The sequence below is a fragment of the Acidovorax sp. 62 genome, from assembly GCF_002754495.1.
Classification (GTDB): Bacteria; Pseudomonadota; Gammaproteobacteria; order Burkholderiales; family Burkholderiaceae_C; genus Acidovorax.
On sequence record NZ_PEFJ01000001.1, the window covers coordinates 4,032,863 to 4,048,887 of the forward strand.

The 16,025-nt window shown below is 64.9% G+C and carries 18 protein-coding genes and 1 riboswitch; of the genes, 16 read left to right on the plus strand and 2 right to left on the minus strand.

Annotated elements, in window-relative coordinates; all coding sequences use genetic code 11:
* Positions 1-87: 87 nt before the first annotated feature.
* From CLU86_RS17975 to CLU86_RS18055, 16 genes are all read left to right on the plus strand, one after another.
* Positions 88-1,608, plus strand: coding sequence for a COG3014 family protein (locus tag CLU86_RS17975; protein WP_099657300.1), 1,521 nt, complete (start codon positions 88-90; stop codon positions 1,606-1,608).
* A 57-nt stretch (positions 1,609-1,665) separates the two neighbouring features.
* Positions 1,666-2,061 (plus strand): YcfL family protein, encoded by a 396-nt coding sequence (locus CLU86_RS17980; protein WP_099657301.1) that lies wholly within the window; start codon positions 1,666-1,668, stop codon positions 2,059-2,061.
* 194 nt (positions 2,062-2,255) lie between these two features.
* Positions 2,256-2,870 carry a penicillin-binding protein activator LpoB gene (lpoB, locus tag CLU86_RS17985; protein WP_199175146.1) on the plus strand — a complete coding sequence of 205 codons (615 nt, stop codon included), beginning with the start codon at positions 2,256-2,258 and terminating at the stop codon, positions 2,868-2,870.
* A gap of 203 nt (positions 2,871-3,073) precedes the next feature.
* Positions 3,074-4,039: a hypothetical protein gene (locus CLU86_RS17995; RefSeq protein ID WP_099742581.1), complete on the plus strand. Its 966-nt coding sequence runs from the start codon at positions 3,074-3,076 to the stop codon at positions 4,037-4,039.
* Positions 4,040-4,058: 19 nt separating this feature from the next.
* Positions 4,059-5,075 carry an alpha/beta hydrolase gene (locus tag CLU86_RS18000; RefSeq protein WP_233195320.1) on the plus strand — a complete coding sequence of 339 codons (1,017 nt, stop codon included), beginning with the start codon at positions 4,059-4,061 and terminating at the stop codon, positions 5,073-5,075.
* 29 nt (positions 5,076-5,104) lie between these two features.
* A riboswitch (cobalamin riboswitch) is annotated at positions 5,105-5,340 on the plus strand.
* A gap of 168 nt (positions 5,341-5,508) precedes the next feature.
* Positions 5,509-6,315 (plus strand): precorrin-4 C(11)-methyltransferase, encoded by an 807-nt coding sequence (gene cobM, locus CLU86_RS18005; protein WP_099657304.1) that lies wholly within the window; start codon positions 5,509-5,511, stop codon positions 6,313-6,315.
* Positions 6,315-7,280: a sirohydrochlorin chelatase gene (locus CLU86_RS18010; protein ID WP_099742582.1), complete on the plus strand. Its 966-nt coding sequence runs from the start codon at positions 6,315-6,317 to the stop codon at positions 7,278-7,280. The genes cobM and CLU86_RS18010 overlap by 1 nt, the downstream gene beginning before the upstream one ends.
* A complete protein-coding gene (locus tag CLU86_RS18015) occupies positions 7,277-7,972 on the plus strand; it encodes a precorrin-8X methylmutase (protein WP_099657306.1) in 696 nt (231 codons plus the stop codon). Before CLU86_RS18010 ends, CLU86_RS18015 begins: the two co-directional genes overlap by 4 nt.
* 7 nt (positions 7,973-7,979) lie before the next feature.
* Positions 7,980-9,116: a cobalt-precorrin-5B (C(1))-methyltransferase gene (locus CLU86_RS18020; protein WP_099742583.1), complete on the plus strand. Its 1,137-nt coding sequence runs from the start codon at positions 7,980-7,982 to the stop codon at positions 9,114-9,116.
* On the plus strand, positions 9,113-10,435 hold the full coding sequence (gene cbiE / locus CLU86_RS18025) for a precorrin-6y C5,15-methyltransferase (decarboxylating) subunit CbiE (RefSeq protein WP_099742584.1): 1,323 nt from the start codon (positions 9,113-9,115) through the stop codon (positions 10,433-10,435). Before CLU86_RS18020 ends, cbiE begins: the two co-directional genes overlap by 4 nt.
* Positions 10,432-11,286, plus strand: a complete 855-nt coding sequence (cobI, locus tag CLU86_RS18030; RefSeq protein WP_099742585.1) for a precorrin-2 C(20)-methyltransferase — start codon at positions 10,432-10,434, stop codon at positions 11,284-11,286. The genes cbiE and cobI overlap by 4 nt, the downstream gene beginning before the upstream one ends.
* Positions 11,283-12,092, plus strand: a complete 810-nt coding sequence (locus CLU86_RS18035) for a cobalamin biosynthesis central domain-containing protein (RefSeq protein ID WP_099742586.1) — start codon at positions 11,283-11,285, stop codon at positions 12,090-12,092. Before cobI ends, CLU86_RS18035 begins: the two co-directional genes overlap by 4 nt.
* Positions 12,093-12,095: 3 nt before the next feature.
* Positions 12,096-12,629 carry a cobalamin biosynthesis protein gene (locus CLU86_RS18040; protein ID WP_369803835.1) on the plus strand — a complete coding sequence of 178 codons (534 nt, stop codon included), beginning with the start codon at positions 12,096-12,098 and terminating at the stop codon, positions 12,627-12,629.
* A gap of 81 nt (positions 12,630-12,710) precedes the next feature.
* Positions 12,711-13,367 (plus strand): energy-coupling factor ABC transporter permease, encoded by a 657-nt coding sequence (locus tag CLU86_RS18045; RefSeq protein WP_099742588.1) that lies wholly within the window; start codon positions 12,711-12,713, stop codon positions 13,365-13,367.
* A 19-nt stretch (positions 13,368-13,386) separates the two neighbouring features.
* Entirely contained in the window at positions 13,387-14,394 is a 1,008-nt protein-coding gene (gene cobJ / locus CLU86_RS18050; RefSeq protein ID WP_099742589.1) for a precorrin-3B C(17)-methyltransferase, read from the plus strand.
* On the plus strand, positions 14,391-14,777 hold the full coding sequence (locus CLU86_RS18055) for a ferredoxin (protein ID WP_099742590.1): 387 nt from the start codon (positions 14,391-14,393) through the stop codon (positions 14,775-14,777). The genes cobJ and CLU86_RS18055 overlap by 4 nt, the downstream gene beginning before the upstream one ends.
* Before the next feature lie 151 nt (positions 14,778-14,928).
* On the opposite strand, the gene CLU86_RS22685 is transcribed toward CLU86_RS18055, so the two are convergent.
* Positions 14,929-15,438, minus strand: coding sequence for a hypothetical protein (locus CLU86_RS22685; RefSeq protein ID WP_143226732.1), 510 nt, complete (start codon positions 15,436-15,438; stop codon positions 14,929-14,931).
* Positions 15,439-15,664: 226 nt separating this feature from the next.
* Positions 15,665-16,024, minus strand: a complete 360-nt coding sequence (locus CLU86_RS18065; protein WP_233195085.1) for a hypothetical protein — start codon at positions 16,022-16,024, stop codon at positions 15,665-15,667.
* Between the last annotated feature and the right edge of the window lies 1 nt (position 16,025).

The following is a 16,025-nucleotide window of genomic DNA, read 5'->3' on the forward strand; positions in this document are numbered from 1 at the left end:
ACTTGGCGCGCGTTGGCCTACCGGGCTGGATGTGATGGGTCCTGCAGGGCTTTCTGAGATCCCGTTTACCGTTCTCCTAGGAAAAAAATGAAAACTCTTGCGCACTTTCGCCCCCGTTTGCTGTGGGTGCTGACGCTGAGCGCGGCCCTGACGGGCTGCGCCAGCATGCAAAGCCATGACAAGCTGGCCACCGATGTGCAGTCGGCCGGTCGCACGGGCGGCATTCCAGCCGCGTTGCAGCAACTGGAGGCATCTGCCAAGAGCGAGGACGACAAGACCGCACTGCTCTACAACCTGGAACGCGGCGAATTGCTGCGCATGGACCGCCGCTACCAGGACAGCACCAACGCTTTCTTGCTGGCAGACATCAAGGTCAAGGAATGGGAAGAAACCGCCAAGACCAACCCTTCCAAGCTGATGGGCACCGTGGGTGCCGCCCTGATCAGCGAGCGGCTCAAGAACTATGAGGGCCAAGATTACGAAAAGGTGTGGCTCACCACCCGCCTGGCCCTGAACCGCGTGGCCGTGGGCGACTTTGAAAACGCCCGGGTCGATATCAAGCGCACGCACGAGCGCGAGGCCATCATTGCCGAGTTCCGCTCCAAGGAAACCCTGGCGGCGGAAGAAGAAGCCAAGTCCAAAGGCGCCGCTGCAGGCGGCAAGGAACTCAACGGTTACCCCGTTGAAACCCTCAACGACCCCGAAGTGCTGGCGTTGAAGAACGGCTACCAGAACGCCCTGAGCCACTACCTGGCGGGTTTTATGTACGAAGTGCTGGGCGAGTCTGGCCTGGCCGCCCCTGGCTACCGCAAAGCCATTGAACTCAAGCCTGAAACGGGGGTGCTGGAAGAGGGCCTGCGCGGCCTGGACAACCGCACCAGCTTCACCTGGAAGCGCCGCCAGCGCATGACCGACGTGCTGTTCGTAGTCGAAGCCGGTGACGCGCCTGCGCGCAAGCCCAAGGCCTTCACCATCCCCGTGCCCACGGGCCGTGGCATGGTCACCGCCAGCATCTCTTACCCCATCATCGAGCCCTCCACTGACCCGCTGCTCACTACGCTGTCGGCCGCAGGTACCAACCTGAAGCTGGAAAAGGTGGTGGACGTGAACGTGATGGCCCGTCGCGCCCTCAAGGACGAAATGCCCGGCATGGTGCTGCGTGGTGTGACCCGCGCTGTGGCCAAAGGCGTGGTGCAAAACGAGCTGCAAAAGCGCGGTGGCCTGGTGGGTGGCCTGATTGGTGCGGTGGCCTCTGCCGCCACCGAAGTAGCCGATGACCGCCTGTGGCGCATGTTGCCGGGCCGGGTCTATATTGCCCGTGGCTACCTGCCTCCAGGTGAGCATGTGGTCAGCGTCAATGGCCGCGCCTTGCCCGATCCGATCAAGATCGACGGCCAGTACGCCCTGGTGCCCTTGCGTTTGTACGAAAACACGGTGCTGATGGGCGATGTGGCCAGCCTGGGCAAGCTCGCTCCTGCAGGCTCTGTGCCTGTGGAAGCCGCCGCCCCTGCGGCCAAGCCCGCCGCGCGCACCGCCACGCGCACCACGACCAGCAAGCCTGTGGCCAAGTCCCCCACGGCTGCCCCGACACCTGCCGCTAAAAACTGAGCGAATCCCGCCCAGTCCATCGGCCCATTTCACGATTTGCCTGAAGGAGTCTTTTGAATGACCAACCGCATCATCCTGAGCGCCATCTGCGCCGCCTGCGTGGGTTTGGCTGGCGCTGCCAGCGCCCAACAACACGACCCTGCCACGCCGCTCGCTGTGGCTTCCAAAGTGGCCTTGCGCGGTGAAGCCAACGGCATCGCTGTGCGCGAGATGCGCCTGGTGCGCAAGAACGACATCCTGGCGGTGCAGGCCGACCTGTCCAGCTCGGTGCGCAGCGACCGCACGCTGTTCTACCGCTTCAAGTGGCTGGACAACGTGGGCAACCAGGTGGGCGATGGTGAGTCGTGGAAGCAGCTCACCGTGCTGGGCTTGGGCCAGCAAACCATCAAAAGCGTAGCCCCCACCGCTGCTGCGGTGGACATGCGCCTTGAAATGAACGTGGAGCCGCGCTGAAGCTATGAAGCACCCCCTGAGTCGCTGCGCGCCTTCCCCCTCTCTCACGCTTCGCGTGGGTGGGGGACGCAGCCAGCGCGGCGGGGCGGCGCGGCCAGCAAAGGCCCTTGCGCGGCTGCCTACGGCGGGGGAGCGCCAGTTTCAAGAGCCTCCGGTAGTGTGAACCGCCCTGTCTTATGAAAGAAATCAACACCATGACCAAGAACACCTTCCAGCGCACTGCGCTCATCGTGGCCTTTGCGGCCAGCACGCTGGCCCTGTCGGCCTGCCAGAACCTGTCCTCCCCCACCGTGCGTTTTGACCGCCAGGTCAACTACGGCGACGCCAAGGGCGTGGAACTGGTGACCAACGAATTCGGCTCGTCCGACCTGCAGATGATTGCTGAGAAGATGACCGGCAGCCTGCTGGAAACCGGCATCTTCCAGGGCCGCCCTACGGTGACCATTTCCACTGTCAAGAACAAGACCAGCGAGTACATCGACACCACCAATGTGATGAACTCGATCCAGACCGCGTTGGTCAAGTCGGGCAAGGTGCGCTTCACGCGCTCCATCAATGAAATGCAGCAGGGCGTGGACGAACTGCAGCGCCAGAACCAGAGCGGCCTGTACAAGCAGAACACCACGGCCAAGGTCGGCCAGATGACGGCGGCCAAATACCAGCTCGAAGGCGAGCTGACCAGCATCGTCAAGCAGAACAACAACACCAAGGACGTGTTCTACAAGTTCACACTGAAGATGTTTGACGTGCAGGAAGGCACGATCGAATGGCAGGACGAAAAAGAGATTCGCAAAACGAGCAAGAAGTGACATCCCCCTGAGGCGCTGCGCGCCTTCCCCCTTCTCTCGGCTTCGCCGGGAAGGGGGACGACGCCCTCGCTGCGGGGCGGCCCTTGCTTGGCGTCCCGCGCCTGGGTAGTGCCAGTCTCGCACGGCGGTGTGGCTTTCGTGGGTTGGGGTGAGATGACCCACGCCGAGTAAAAACCATTCAATCAGCTCACAAGGAGCACACCATGCAACGCAGAACCACTTTGCACACGGCACTGGCCGTGATCGCCGCCACCACGCTGGCCTGGGGCGGCAGCGCCCAGGCGCAGAATGCGGCCCCCAAGATTGCCGTGACCGACCTGGCCTATGCCCAGCGCGTGTCCGAGTATTTTGTGGCGGGCGCCTACCAGCGCAGCGCCCAGATGAGTGCGCGCAGCAGCCAGGGCGGCAGCCACAGCCATGGGGCATATGGTGGCGGTGGCTCGTACTCTGGCAGCCAGTCGGTGCAGGCGTCCGAGCAGTCCAGTGGCACCTATGTGGCGGGCAGCTACAGCTACATTGAGCAGCGCGAGCTGGGCGGCTACACCAACGACATCAAGGGCGCTTTGCTGCAAGGCACCTACTTCCGCCTGGTGCAGGGCAAGGGCTTTGACGCCGGTGCGCCCCAGGCCTCCAAGGCCGAGCAGGTGCTCAACCAAGTGCAGGGCGGCAAGATGGCCACGCCCAAGGCACAGCCCCAGGTGACCGATGTGATCGCCCGCATCAAGAAGGGCGAATTCAACGGCGCCGACTACGTGCTGTTCGGCGTGGTCTCCAGCATCGATTTCACCGATGCCCTGTCGCCCCTGCAAGGCAGCAGCAGCGCCACACGCCAGTACGGCCTGCAGTTGTTGGCCGACTTCTCTCTGATCAACACCCGCACCTATGAAATCAAGGCAGCGTTTTCGGCCCAGGGCCAGGGCAACGACACCAAGATTTTGTCCACGCGTGGCGACATTGCCCCGCCCAACCGTGCCAAGGTGATCCGCGAAACCTCGCAAAGCCTGGCCCAAGACGTGTACGTGCAACTGGCCACCCAACTGGGCTACACCGATGCGCACCTGTCCCGTGGCGTGCGGCCTCCACAGCCGATGGCCTACCCTGCAGACGGCGGCCAACCCCAGCCCATGCCTGTGCCGCAGCAGCCTGATCAGGTCATCATCCTGAAGTGATGCCGGGCACAGCGTGGCGATGAACGCCATGGCGCCCTCGCTGCGCCAGCGCACCGTGAAGGCCAGTCTTGCGCTGGCCTTTTTTGCGTGCGCTGTCGCGGGTGTGGCCGGCTGCGCAGCACCGCAGACGCCTGCGCCTGCAGAGACCGTTGAAGGGCAGGGCGCTGTGCGATTTGCACCCCTGCGGCTCAGCGGGATCAGTGTGGGTGAGGGCCCAACGCAAGCACTGTGGGCGCTGCAGCGCGGCCCCCTGGCGCCGCCCTTGCGCTACCGCGTGGTGGTGATTCCGGGCTCTGGCTGCGCGGGCATGGGCCCCTTGGCAGACCGCTACTTCAGGGGCCTGCTGCATGCCCAGGTGACGGTGCTGCACAAGCCCGGCGTGCATCCTCAGGACACCACCGCACCTGCCGATTGCCCGCCCCACTTTGTGCAGACGGACAGCCTCTCCCACTGGGCGGTCAACGCCCGGGCTGCGCTGGAGCAGATCGTCGCCATGCCGCCACCTGCCCGTGTGGATGGTCCGCCGCAGCCCCTGCTGCTCGTCGGGATCTCCGAGGGGGTGGAACTCCTGCCCACCTTGGCGGTGGCTGCCGGGCCTGGACTGGCGGGCATGGTGATGGTTTCTGGCAGTGGCCTGGACCCGCGCGAAGCCGGGCGGCTTCAGGCACTGCGCACGGGCCACAGTGCCGATTGGGACGCCTTGGACCGCATGCAGGCCAGCACAGCCCCAGACTCCATCGTGCACCAAGGCCGCAGCCTGCGCTACTGGCGAGACCTGTGGCACTGGCCTGTGCAGCAGCCCCTCGTTGACGGACCCTGGCCGCTGCTGCAGGTGTGGGGTGAGAGGGACGAGCTTGTGCCTGCGGCTGCGTACCGGCAATTTGCCCGGGTTGCCCAGGGTCGTACAGCGCCATACTGCGTGCGCAGCTTGGCGGGGGGCAACCACGGCCTGCAGACGTCAGACTCAGATGGCGTGCAAGGGGTGTGGCATGGGCTGGAGCAATGGGCCCGCACGCCAGGCCAGGGGTTGTGCTGACGGCTGCAGGTGCCCTGACGGTGCCGTGCCCTATACTCGCCCCCGTTGGTGCTCGTGCCGTCATTGCGACGGCACAGTTAAACGGGAATCAGGAGAGCGCGGCCCACCACGAGTCGCCCTTAACCTGAGCTGCCCCCGCAACGGTAAGCGAGAGAAAGCACCGCTTTCAGCCTGCGTCACATGTCCACTGGGTCTTCATGGCCTGGGAAGGATTCACAGGAACACCTCGCCAGCCCGGAGACCGGCCGACAAGCGGGTGAGCCACGTGCCCACCCATGTCACAGAACCTGCGGGGAAGCAGGGGGTCTGGGTGCATCCGGGTTTTGTCCATGGTTTCTGATTTGATGTTGGCCTGCGTGCCAGCGGCGCGGCGTTTGGCGTGCCATCCCTCTCCCTTGCGGACAGGGTGGGCCTCCTTGTGCCTGCGCCAGCCATGACGGTCGGCACCGTCTGGTTTGTGGGCGCGGGCCCAGGTGACCCAGAGCTCATCACCGTCAAGGGCCGCTCGCTCATCGAGCGCGCTGGCGCCATCCTGTTTGCAGGCTCGCTGGTCAACGAGGCCGTGACCCGCTGGGCACCGCCGGGCTGCAGCATTGCCGACAGCAAGGACATGACGCTGGAGCAGATGGCCGCTTGGCTCATTGCCCAGGCGCAGCAGCACGCGGTAGTCATCCGCTTGCAGACCGGCGACCCGGCGCTGTACGGCGCGTTGATCGAAGTGGTGCAGCCATTGGATGCCGCAGGCGTGCCCGTGCGCGTGGTGCCGGGTGTGTCATCGGCCATGGCGTCGGCAGCGGCGGCTGTAGAGAGCTTCACGCTGCCCGAGGTCACGCAAAGCGTGATCTTCACCCGCGTGGAAGGCCGCACGCCCATGCCTGAAGGCGAGTCGCTGGCCGAACTGGCGCGCCACCACTGCACGCTGTGCATCTTCTTGTCCATCACCCTGCTGCACAAGGTGCAAGAGCAGCTGCGCGCCGCTGGCTGGGCCGAGGACGCCCCCATGCTGGTGGTGCACAAGGCCAGCTGGCCGGGTGAAGAACTCATCATCCGCGGCACGCTGGCCGACATTCGCCAGCGCTGCCGCGACGCCAAGGTGGTCAGCCAGGCCATGGTGATTGCCAGCCCCAATCTGGGCGCACGCCACTGGCCCACGCTGGCCAAGTCCAAGCTGTACGACGCCAGCTTCACCCACCGCTTTCGCAAGGCCAGCGTGCCTGCCACGCCCACGGAGACCTCTTGATGCACACCCTAGCCACGCCCCACGGTACACACCTCGGCGCACGCCACAACGACACCATTCTGCTCATCGGCCACGGCTCACGCGAGAGCGAGGGCAACGACGAAATCCACCGTTTTGTGGCTCAGTGGCGCGAGCGCCAGCCGGGCTGGAACATTGAGGTGTGTTTCATCGAGTTTGCCGCCCCCAGCCTGCACGATGGCTTGCAGCAAGCCGGGCGCAACGCCCGCCGCGTGCTGGTGCTGCCGCTCATCCTGAACGCGGCGGGCCACGTGAAGATGGAGATTCCTGAGGCCATCGAGCACGCGCGCGAGCATTGCCCGGGCACCGAGTTTTTGTACGGCCCACACCTTACGGCTTGTGATCCCATTTTGGCGGTGCTGCGCCGCAATTTGCGCCAGTGCATGGGCCAGCTCGATATGCCCGACCCTACCACCACGGGCGTGGTGCTTCTGGGGCGCGGCTCGTCCGACCGGCAGGCCAATGGCGATGTGGCCAAGATGGCCCGCTGGCTGATGGAAGAGACCGACCACGAGCTGGTGGACCTGGCCTTCACCGGCATCACTTGGCCGCGCCTGGAGCGCGCGGTGCAGCGCCAGGTGCTGCTGGGCATGAAGCAGGTGGTGGTGCTGCCGTATTACCTGTTCACCGGCACGCTCATGCAGCGCATTGCCCGCCAGGTGGAGCACCTGCGCCAGCAGTATCCCCAGGTGCGGTTTGCGCAGGCCTCGTACTTCGGGTTTGAGAAAGAAATCTTCGCCCTGCTGGAGCAGCGTGTGGCCGACCTGCGTGCGGGTGTGCCCGACAGCAAGCTGCCCTGCGACGGTTGCAAGTACCGCGAGATTGCCCACGACTTGGGCCACGGTCATAGCCATGAGCACACCCATGCCCCGGCTGCAGAGGCCGTAGTGCATCTGCACGAAAACGACCACCACCATCATCACCATCACGAAGTGCAGCCCGCATGAGCACCGTCAACACTGTCACCGAGCAGCTCACCCGCGCAGGGCAGGCCATTGAGCACGACAGCTTCTCCATCATCGATGCGGAGGTGCAGGGCCACGATTACACGGCCGAGCAGTGGCCCATCGTGCGCCGCATGATCCATGCCAATGCTGACTTCGAGTTCAACGGCCTGACCGACTTTCACCTGAATGCCGTGGAGGCGGGGATCACCGCCATGCTGCGTGGGGGAACGCCCGTGGTGGCCGATGTGGAGATGATCTGCTCGGGCCTGTCACAGCCGCGGCTGGCGCACTTTGGCATGTACACGCACCAGTTCATATCGGATGCGGACGTGATCGCGCAAGCCCAGCAGCAAGACACCACCCGCGCAGTGCAGGCCATGCGCAAGGCGCACCAGCGGGGCTTGCTCGACGGGGCCATCGTGGGCATCGGCAACGCCCCCACGGCGCTGATCGAGTTGGCCCGGCTGATCGCCGAAGAGGGCGTGCGCCCGGCATTGGTGGTGGGTATGCCCGTGGGCTTTGTGTCGGCGGCCGAGTCCAAAGACCTGATTGCCAGCCAGCACGAAGTGCCATGGATCGTGATCCGTGGGCGCAAGGGGGGCTCCACCTTGGTGGTGGCCGCCTTGCATGCGCTACTGGCGTTGGCCGAGGCGCGGCAAAAGCACCTGATGGGCATTGCAGCCCAGGGCTGACACCGCCATGATGGAAAAAACCGTTCGCCGTGGCACCCGCACCGGGTTCACCACTGGGGCCTGCTCTGCCGCCGCCGCCGCTGCCGCCGTGCAAGGCTTGGTGCATGGCACGGTGCCCGATGCGGTGGACTGCCTGCTGCCCAACGGCGACACGGTGCGTTTTGCGGTGAACGATGGGCGTTGCGATGCGAGCACCCTCAGTTCCACCGCCCATGCCATGGTCATCAAGGATGCGGGCGACGACCCCGACTGCACCGACAAGGCCCACCTCACCGCTGATGTGCGTGTGCTGCCCGGCGAGGCGGGTGTGGTGCGTCTGTGCGGGGGCTTTGGTGTGGGCACCGTCACCATGGCCGGGCTGGGGCTGGAAGTGGGCGGCCCCGCCATCAACCCCGTGCCCCGCCGCAACATCGAAGACAACGTGCGCGCCGCAGGTGCAACGTTGCTGGCCCATGCGGGGCTGGAGGTCACCATCTCCGTGCCGCAAGGCGTGGACATGGCCAAGAAGACACTCAATGCGCGCCTGGGGATTCTGGGTGGCATCTCCATCCTCGGCACCACCGGCATCGTCAAGCCGTATTCCACCTCCGCCTACCGCGCCAGCGTGGTGCAGGGCGTGCAGGTGGCGGCCACGCTGGGCCACGGTGTGGTGGTGCTCACCACAGGCGGGCGCACCGAGCAGTTTGCGATGAAGGAGCGCGCTGGTCTGCCCCCTGCCTGCTTTGTCCAAATGGGCGACTTTTTGCGCTATGCGCTTGATGAAGCCGTGGCCCAAGGCCTCGCCGAAGTCGTCATTGGCGGCATGGTGGGCAAGCTCACCAAAATCGCCCAGGGCGAAACCATCACCCACGCCAACCGCGCCGAGGTGGACACCGAGCTGCTCGCGCAACTGGCTGCAGGCATTGGTGCCCCGCCCGAGGTGTGCGCCGAGATTGCTGCTGCTGAAACCGCCCGTTTTGCCGCCGAGCGCATGCAGGCCCTGGGCTTGGCCACAGCCTTTCATGAAGCGCTGGCCCGGGCCGTGGTGCACACGCTCATGGCCCCTGACCGCTACGGTGGCAAGTTCCGCCTGCAGGTGCTGGTGTGTGACTTCGATGGCCTGAAGGTGGCCGAAGCCGATTCTTCCATTTCACAACCCACATGACCGACCCCCAACCTTGCCGAGTGATCGGCGTGCTCGACGATGGCGCCGCCAGCCTCAGCCCCACAGCCCTGGCCCTGCTGCGCCGGGCCGATTGGGTCATTGGCGGTGCCCGCACGCTGGCGCTGCTGGACGACGACATCGCCCCCCATGCCCAGCGCCGCGATCTGACGGGCCAGCTCAGCGCCGTGCCCGGCTGGATAGCTGCCGCGCGCGACGCAGGCCAGACCAGCGTGGTGCTGGCCACGGGCGACCCGCTGTGCCACGGCATTGCCAGCTACCTCGCCTCGCGCCTGTGCATCGAGGCGGTGGAGGTGCTGCCCAACCTCTCGACCGTGCAACTCGCCTGCGCCCGCCTGGGCCTGGCCTGGCAGGACGCGCGCATCGTGTCCGTGCACAGCAAGGATGCTGGCGAATGGCGAGTGGGGGCGGAGCCCGGCCACGGCCTGTATGCCCTGGCGCAAAGCCTGCGCCAGCACGACCGCTTGCTGGTGCTCACCAGCCCCGACAACACGCCCGATCGCATAGCGCGCCTGATCGTGGCCGAGGGCCTGGGCGACGACTTTCAGATGGCCGTGGCTGAGCGCCTGTGCACACCCGACGAGCGTGTGGTGGCCGAGCTATCACCCCACGATGCAGCCCAGCAAGCCTATGCCGACCCCAACGTGGTGGTGCTGGTGCGCAGCCAAGTGCGCCCGCAGCCTGTGCGCATGGGCCTGGCCGACAGCGCCTACCACCAGCGCCAACCCGACAAGGGCCTCATCACCAAGCAAGAGGTACGTGCCGTGTCGCTGGCCCGCATGCAGCTGCACGCTGACAGCCGGGTGTGGGACATTGGCGCTGGCAGCGGCTCGGTGGGACTCGAAGCCGCCCGCCTGTGCCCCCAAGGCCATGTATGGGCCATCGAGAAGAACGAGGCCGACCACGCCATTGCAGGCCAGAACGCCCGTGCCTTTGGCGTGAGCAACCACACCCTGCTGCACGGCAAAGCCCCTGAGGGGCTGGACGCCTGGCCCGACCCGGATGCCGTGTTCATTGGCGGATCGGGCGGTGAGCTGCAGGAGCTGATTGGCCTGTGCCTGCGCCGCCTGCGTGCGGGGGGCTGGCTGGTGATGAACTTCGTCACGCTCGAAAACCTGGCCAGCGCCACGCACGCCTTGCAGGCTCAGGGTGCGGTGTGGGATGTGCTGCAACTGCAAGCCGCCCGCAGCAAGCCCATCCTGCACATGCACCGCATGGCGGCAGAGAACCCGGTGTGGATCGTTTGCGCGCAGCGTGGCGAGGGCGTCGCGGTGCCCGTCGAGCAAGGGGAGGGCGCATGAGCGAGACCACGCTTCAGACTACTCCTGCACTGGGCCGCCTCATTGGCGTCTCCCTTGGCCCTGGCGACCCTGGCCTCATCACCCGCGCAGCGTGGGCACAGCTGCAGCGCACCGATGCCGTGTGGACCTACCCCGCCCGCAGCACCAAAACACCCAGCTACGCATTCGACATCGTGCAGCGCGCCGGGCTCACGCGGCCCGCCCAGCACCAAATGTTGTTGTTCCCCATGACGCATGACGGCGACAAGCTCGCCCGCGCCTGGATGCGCGCCGCAGAGACAGTGTTGCCCTGGCTGCTGGCCGGGCAGGACGTGCTGTTTTTGGTGGAAGGCGATGCCAGCACCTACGCCACCTTTGGGCACCTGGCCCGCACCGTGCAGGCGCTGGATGCGCGCATCGATGTGCCCGTGATTGCCGGTGTGAACGCCTTCGCGGCCGCCTGCGCCGCGCGCGGCATGCCTCTGGCAGAGCAGGACGACACCATCGCCATCGTGCCAGCCGCCTACGGCGTGAGCGCGGTGGACCGTTTGCTCACCGACTTCGACACCCTGGTGCTCATGAAGGTCAAGCCACTGATGGACGACCTGATCGACTGGCTCACCCAGCGCGACTTGCTGCCCCACACCCAGTTCATCGAGCGCGTGGGCGCGCCCGACGAGCGCAGCGTGAACGGCGTGGACCTGCCCGCTCTGCGTGGCACCAAGGTCAGCTACCTCTCGCTCATGGTGGTGAAGAACCCGCACCGCATCCGGGGCGAGCGCATCAAGGGTTGCCTCAAAAAGACATCGCCCGTGCCGTTACCCGCATTGGATGGCAACGGCCTCTCTGCCGAATTGGAAACCGCTGAATGACCGCCTCCTCTGAATCACCCGCCGTGGTGCTCTCTGCTCCCGTGAACCCTGAGCAAGAGACACGCGTCTGCATCGTCGCCATCACCCGCCACGGCGCGGCCCAGGCGGCCCAGCTGGCGCGTGATTTGCCAGATGCCCATGTGTGCACCGCCGCCAAGTTTGCCCAGGCGTTCGAAGGCCTGGCCAACCCCGTGCGCGCTTACGACGGTGCTCTGCGCGATGAGATGGCTCCGCTGTTTGCGGCCTACGATCAGCTCGTGTTCTTTGTCTCTCTGGGTGCGGTGGTGCGGTTGATTGCACCTGTGCTGAAGTCCAAGGACGAAGATCCCGGCATCACGGTGGTAGACGATGCTGGCCAGTTCGTCATCCCGGTCCTCTCGGGCCATGTGGGCGGCGCCAACGCCATGAGCGAGCGCATTGCCGACCTGCTGGGCGCTACGCCCGTGCTGACCACTGCATCGGACGTGGGCAAGACCATCCCTGTGGACATCCTGGGCCGCCACCTGGGCTGGCGCGTGCAGGCCCCCAAGATCAACATCACCCGCGTCTCGGCCCATGTGGTCAACGGCGAGCCCATTGCTTTGGTGCAAGAGGCTGGCAGCACCCGCTGGTGGACACGCCCCACGCCGCTGCCCGCCAATGTGGAATGCCTCAACGCCTTTGCGCAAGTGCGGCCCGACCACCACAAGGCCGTGCTGTGGGTGACCGATGCGGAGGTGCCAGACAGCCTGTGGGCCGACTGGGCCGAACGCCTGGTGGTGTACCGCCCGCCAGCCGGGCAGACCGCTGACGTCACCACCGCCTGAGCCATGCCCGCGATGGCCTGCACCACGCCCATCCAAGCTGCGCAGCCCCTGGCCATTGGCCTGGGCTGTGACCGGGGCACGCCCCTGGCCACCGTGCAGCAGTGCCTGCAGCAAGCCCTGGCGCTGGCGGGTGGCACGTTGGCCGATGTGGTGGTGCTTGCCAGCATCGAGGCCAAGACCGACGAGGCTGCCTTCCTGCAACTGGCGCAGCAACATGGTTGGCCGCTGCGGTGGTTCACGGCCACCCAACTGGCGGCCGTGCCGGTGCCCAACCCGTCGGCCACCGTGCAGCGCTACATGGGCACACCCTCGGTGAGCGAAGCCGCCGCTCTGCTGGCCGCGCAGGCTGATCTGCGCGCCCTGGTGGTCGAAAAGCACAAGCTGCGTGGGCCCGATGGCAAGAACGCCACCGTGTCCATCGCCCGCATGGTGTGCCAAACGTCCTTTGCATCGCCGGGCCCGACCACTGCAGGCCCACCCCCCGTTCAGGCTGAGCTTGTCGAAGCCTCGCGCGGCGCTTCGGCAGGCCCCGCGTGAACGGCTTCTGTTGGGTTGATGCCGTCTCCAACACCCTCCACCCCATTTTCACCCCGTACGTTTCTTGAAAGGAAACCTCCCATGCACATCGAAATCGGCATCATCTCCCCCGAAAAACTGGCCTACGCAGGCGTAGCGGCCACGGCCCTTTTGGGCGCCCACGCCATGGGCCTGCTCAAAAGCCCCACCGCTTGGCTGCGCACGGCGCTGGCCTCGTTTTTCTTCAGCGTGTTGATGCAGGCCTGGCATCTGCCTGTGGGCCCGTCAGAGCTGCACCTGGTGGGCGCCATGCCCATCTACCTGCTGTTTGGCTTCATTCCCACGCTGTTCGGCTTTGGCCTGGGTCTGCTGGTGCAAGCCGTGGTGTTCGAGCCGCAAGACATGGCCCACCTGGCCGTCAACTTCCTGAGCCTGGCCGTGCCATTGCTCACCGTGCACCACACCTTGGGCAAGAAGATGCAAGGCATCAACGTGGCCAACGTGCTCAAGCTCGACGCCGTGTACTACGCTGGCGTGACGCTGATGGTGGGCTTTTGGCTGTCCATCAGCAACGACGCAGCCCCCGTGGCCGACTGGGCGCTGTTTGCTGCCTCGTACGCCAGCCTGGTCGCCATTGAGCCGCTGCTGACCATCGGCCTGGTGGCCTTGGCAGGCCGCATGCAAGGCAACCGTTGGCTGACGGCCTGCATCGACGAAGGTCTGCTGCGCCGTGCAGCACCCGCCGCGTCGGCTGCTTGATCTGCAAAGGGCTGATCCCATGACCGCAGGAAAAATCATGCTCGTGGGCATCGGCCCCGGCAGCACCGAGCACATGACGGCACGCGCGCGCGCTGCCATTGCCGAGGCCGACACCATCATCGGCTACGTCACCTACATCAAGCTGGTGGCTGATCTCATCGAAGGCAAGGAGATCATTCGCAAGTCCATGACCGAGGAGCTGGACCGCGCCATCGAAGCGTTGGCCCGCGCCCGCGAAGGCAAGAAAGTGGCGCTCATCTCTTCGGGCGACGCAGGCGTGTACGGCATGGCCGGCCCCACGTTCGAGGTGCTGTTCCAGGCCGGGTGGACGCCGCCCGCCGTCGATGAAAACGGCACGCCCGAGCCCGGTGGCATCGTGGTCGAAGTGGTGCCCGGCGCCTCGGCCCTCAACAGCTGCGCGGCCCGCGTGGGTGCGCCGCTCACGCACGACTTTTGTGCCATCTCGCTGTCGGACTTGCTCACACCCTGGCCCACCATTGCGCGTCGGCTGGATGCCGTGGCGTACTCCGACTTTGTGGTGGCCCTCTACAACCCCAAGAGCGGCCGCCGCACGCGCCAGATCGTAGAGGCGCAGCGCCTGTTCCTGCGCCACCGCAGCCCGGACACGCCCGTAGCCATCGTCAAGAGCGCCTACCGCCGCCGTGAGCGCATTGAGTTCACCACGCTGGCGCACATGAGCGATGCCGACATCGGCATGCTCAGCACCGTGCTCATCGGCAACAGCAACACCGTGGTGCAAAACGGCCTCATGGTCACGCCGCGCGGCTATGCCAACAAATACGACGTGCAAGCAGGCGGCACCACGCGCGAGGGAGAGCGCCCGGGCCGGTCGCTCTCCACCGGACTCAACGGCTGGCTCGAAAATTTGTTTGCCGACCACGCTGCGGGCGACACCATCGAGGCCCTGGCCCAGCGCCACCGCCTGCCGGTGGAGTACATCCGCGACACCCTCGAAAACCCGCTGGAAGCCGCAGCGCAGGATGCCCCCGAGGAGGCCGAAGCATGAGCACCGACAGCACGAACGCGGCTGTAGCCGCAGATACAACGACCTCAGAGGTCGTGCGCCCCAAGATCGGTGACTACCGCCGCCACCTGCTCATCTGCACCGGTCCGCGTTGCACCCAAAACGGTGAGGCGCAAGACCTGTTTGACAGCCTGGGCGCCAAATTCAAGGCAGCAGGTTTGAACGACGGCGACTTGCGCGTCAAACGCAGTCGCGTCAGCTGCTTTGCCGCCTGCAAAGGCGGCCCGGTGATGTGCGTGCAACCCGATGGCACCTGGTACTACAACGTCACCCCCACCAACATGGACCGCATCATCACCGAGCACCTGGTGGGCGGGCAGCCAGTGCAGGAGCTGGTGTTTCACCAGGGGCCGACGGGCGGTTAGGGCGGCGGCGCCAAGTAAGCATCACTGCGATGCCGTCATGGCGTGCGCAGCCGATCGGTTTGGTGCTTTTGCAATTGCTGCGCCCTATGCTCCGCGCGCCGTTGACATCAGGCCGTCACCCATAGCGTGTTCGCGGCTTGGCGTATGGCGCTCATGAGGTCAGCGGCATGGTCTGAGCTTTGGCCACCTCAAGCTCTTTGGCAAATTGATCAACAGCGCGCTGAAGCTCCATATTTCCGATGATCAGCTGCTGCACGCCCTTGGGGTAGTCGTCATAGATGGAAAGATGGGCCACCTGGGGGTGAAGCGCCCAGTGGAGGTAAGTGCTTTCCGCGTCTTTGGAGAACAGCTTCAAGAAGTCATCGAAACCTTCGATGTTCAAAAAGAAGTGCTTGTGAATTTCCTCCTGCTCTTGCATCCATCGCAGCATTTGCATGGGAGAAGACAAGGCATCCATTGCCAAAGCCGGCGATGCCTTTGCACTGGCGACGCCCTGCAGACAAGCCAAAACGGTGTCCAAGCACACGGGGGTATCCGCATCGCGCAAGGGGTAACCACCTAGCCATAGCGCGTAGCGGCCGTAAGTGGCCTCACCCGGGCGTGAGATATCACTGAAATCAATAGCAAAGGCAGTAGGGAAACCAGTCAGTTGGATATCCATCGCAATGTGCCTATACCGCCGTTGTAGCCACAGGCGGGCGGGAGTAGCTATTGGTGCGAGCGATTCTCACATCCCGAATGCGCATCAAATCGGGTTGGAGTTGCGCCTTCAGGTGGAGGCAAAAGGCAAGACCTGACCCCCGCAGATTCGAGGGCGGGGCGGGTTTGATGCCCGGCACGGACTGATATCGATGCTCTGCGCGCAGCGCCTAGCTTTGGGTTCTGCGTCAGATCAGCTTGAGGATTTTGAGATCGTGCTGGAATGTCTCCGCCTCCTCCGTAGGGACATCAACCAACAGACTATCTAATCCATGCTCGGCAATACGATCAACAATAAATTGCCTTTGCGGAGCGTCCCATTCCGGGTGCCATCCGCCAGATAAAACCAAGAGCACAACTCGCCACATCAAATCTTCAATTGAGCGTTCAAACCCGTCTTCGAAGTCGTAATCAATGTATCCAATCACTTCAAGATGCGACATGCCCATGGTGATGCCGCGATCTCTACAAAAATCAAAATAGCTGTTCAATGCCCATTCCTTGAGCGTCTGATACGTCACCCGTTCTTCACTTTGGTATGCAGCCATT

What these genes read in the sequence shown, in the direction of transcription:
- CLU86_RS18055 (WP_099742590.1), top strand. Translation starts at nt 14,391, where the DNA reads ATGAGCACCGACAGCACGAACGCGGCTGTAGCCGCAGATACAACGACC.
- cbiE (WP_099742584.1), top strand. Translation starts at nt 9,113, where the DNA reads ATGACCGACCCCCAACCTTGCCGAGTGATCGGCGTGCTCGACGATGGC.
- cobM (WP_099657304.1), top strand. Translation starts at nt 5,509, where the DNA reads ATGACGGTCGGCACCGTCTGGTTTGTGGGCGCGGGCCCAGGTGACCCA.
- CLU86_RS18010 (WP_099742582.1), top strand. Translation starts at nt 6,315, where the DNA reads ATGCACACCCTAGCCACGCCCCACGGTACACACCTCGGCGCACGCCAC.
- CLU86_RS18000 (WP_233195320.1), top strand. Translation starts at nt 4,059, where the DNA reads ATGAACGCCATGGCGCCCTCGCTGCGCCAGCGCACCGTGAAGGCCAGT.
- cobI (WP_099742585.1), top strand. Translation starts at nt 10,432, where the DNA reads ATGAGCGAGACCACGCTTCAGACTACTCCTGCACTGGGCCGCCTCATT.
- CLU86_RS18015 (WP_099657306.1), top strand. Translation starts at nt 7,277, where the DNA reads ATGAGCACCGTCAACACTGTCACCGAGCAGCTCACCCGCGCAGGGCAG.
- CLU86_RS22685 (WP_143226732.1), bottom strand. Translation starts at nt 15,438, where the DNA reads ATGGATATCCAACTGACTGGTTTCCCTACTGCCTTTGCTATTGATTTC.
- CLU86_RS18020 (WP_099742583.1), top strand. Translation starts at nt 7,980, where the DNA reads ATGATGGAAAAAACCGTTCGCCGTGGCACCCGCACCGGGTTCACCACT.
- CLU86_RS17995 (WP_099742581.1), top strand. Translation starts at nt 3,074, where the DNA reads ATGCAACGCAGAACCACTTTGCACACGGCACTGGCCGTGATCGCCGCC.
- CLU86_RS18035 (WP_099742586.1), top strand. Translation starts at nt 11,283, where the DNA reads ATGACCGCCTCCTCTGAATCACCCGCCGTGGTGCTCTCTGCTCCCGTG.
- CLU86_RS18065 (WP_233195085.1), bottom strand. Translation starts at nt 16,024, where the DNA reads ATGGCTGCATACCAAAGTGAAGAACGGGTGACGTATCAGACGCTCAAG.
- CLU86_RS17975 (WP_099657300.1), top strand. Translation starts at nt 88, where the DNA reads ATGAAAACTCTTGCGCACTTTCGCCCCCGTTTGCTGTGGGTGCTGACG.
- CLU86_RS18045 (WP_099742588.1), top strand. Translation starts at nt 12,711, where the DNA reads ATGCACATCGAAATCGGCATCATCTCCCCCGAAAAACTGGCCTACGCA.
- CLU86_RS17980 (WP_099657301.1), top strand. Translation starts at nt 1,666, where the DNA reads ATGACCAACCGCATCATCCTGAGCGCCATCTGCGCCGCCTGCGTGGGT.
- cobJ (WP_099742589.1), top strand. Translation starts at nt 13,387, where the DNA reads ATGACCGCAGGAAAAATCATGCTCGTGGGCATCGGCCCCGGCAGCACC.
- CLU86_RS18040 (WP_369803835.1), top strand. Translation starts at nt 12,096, where the DNA reads ATGCCCGCGATGGCCTGCACCACGCCCATCCAAGCTGCGCAGCCCCTG.
- lpoB (WP_199175146.1), top strand. Translation starts at nt 2,256, where the DNA reads ATGACCAAGAACACCTTCCAGCGCACTGCGCTCATCGTGGCCTTTGCG.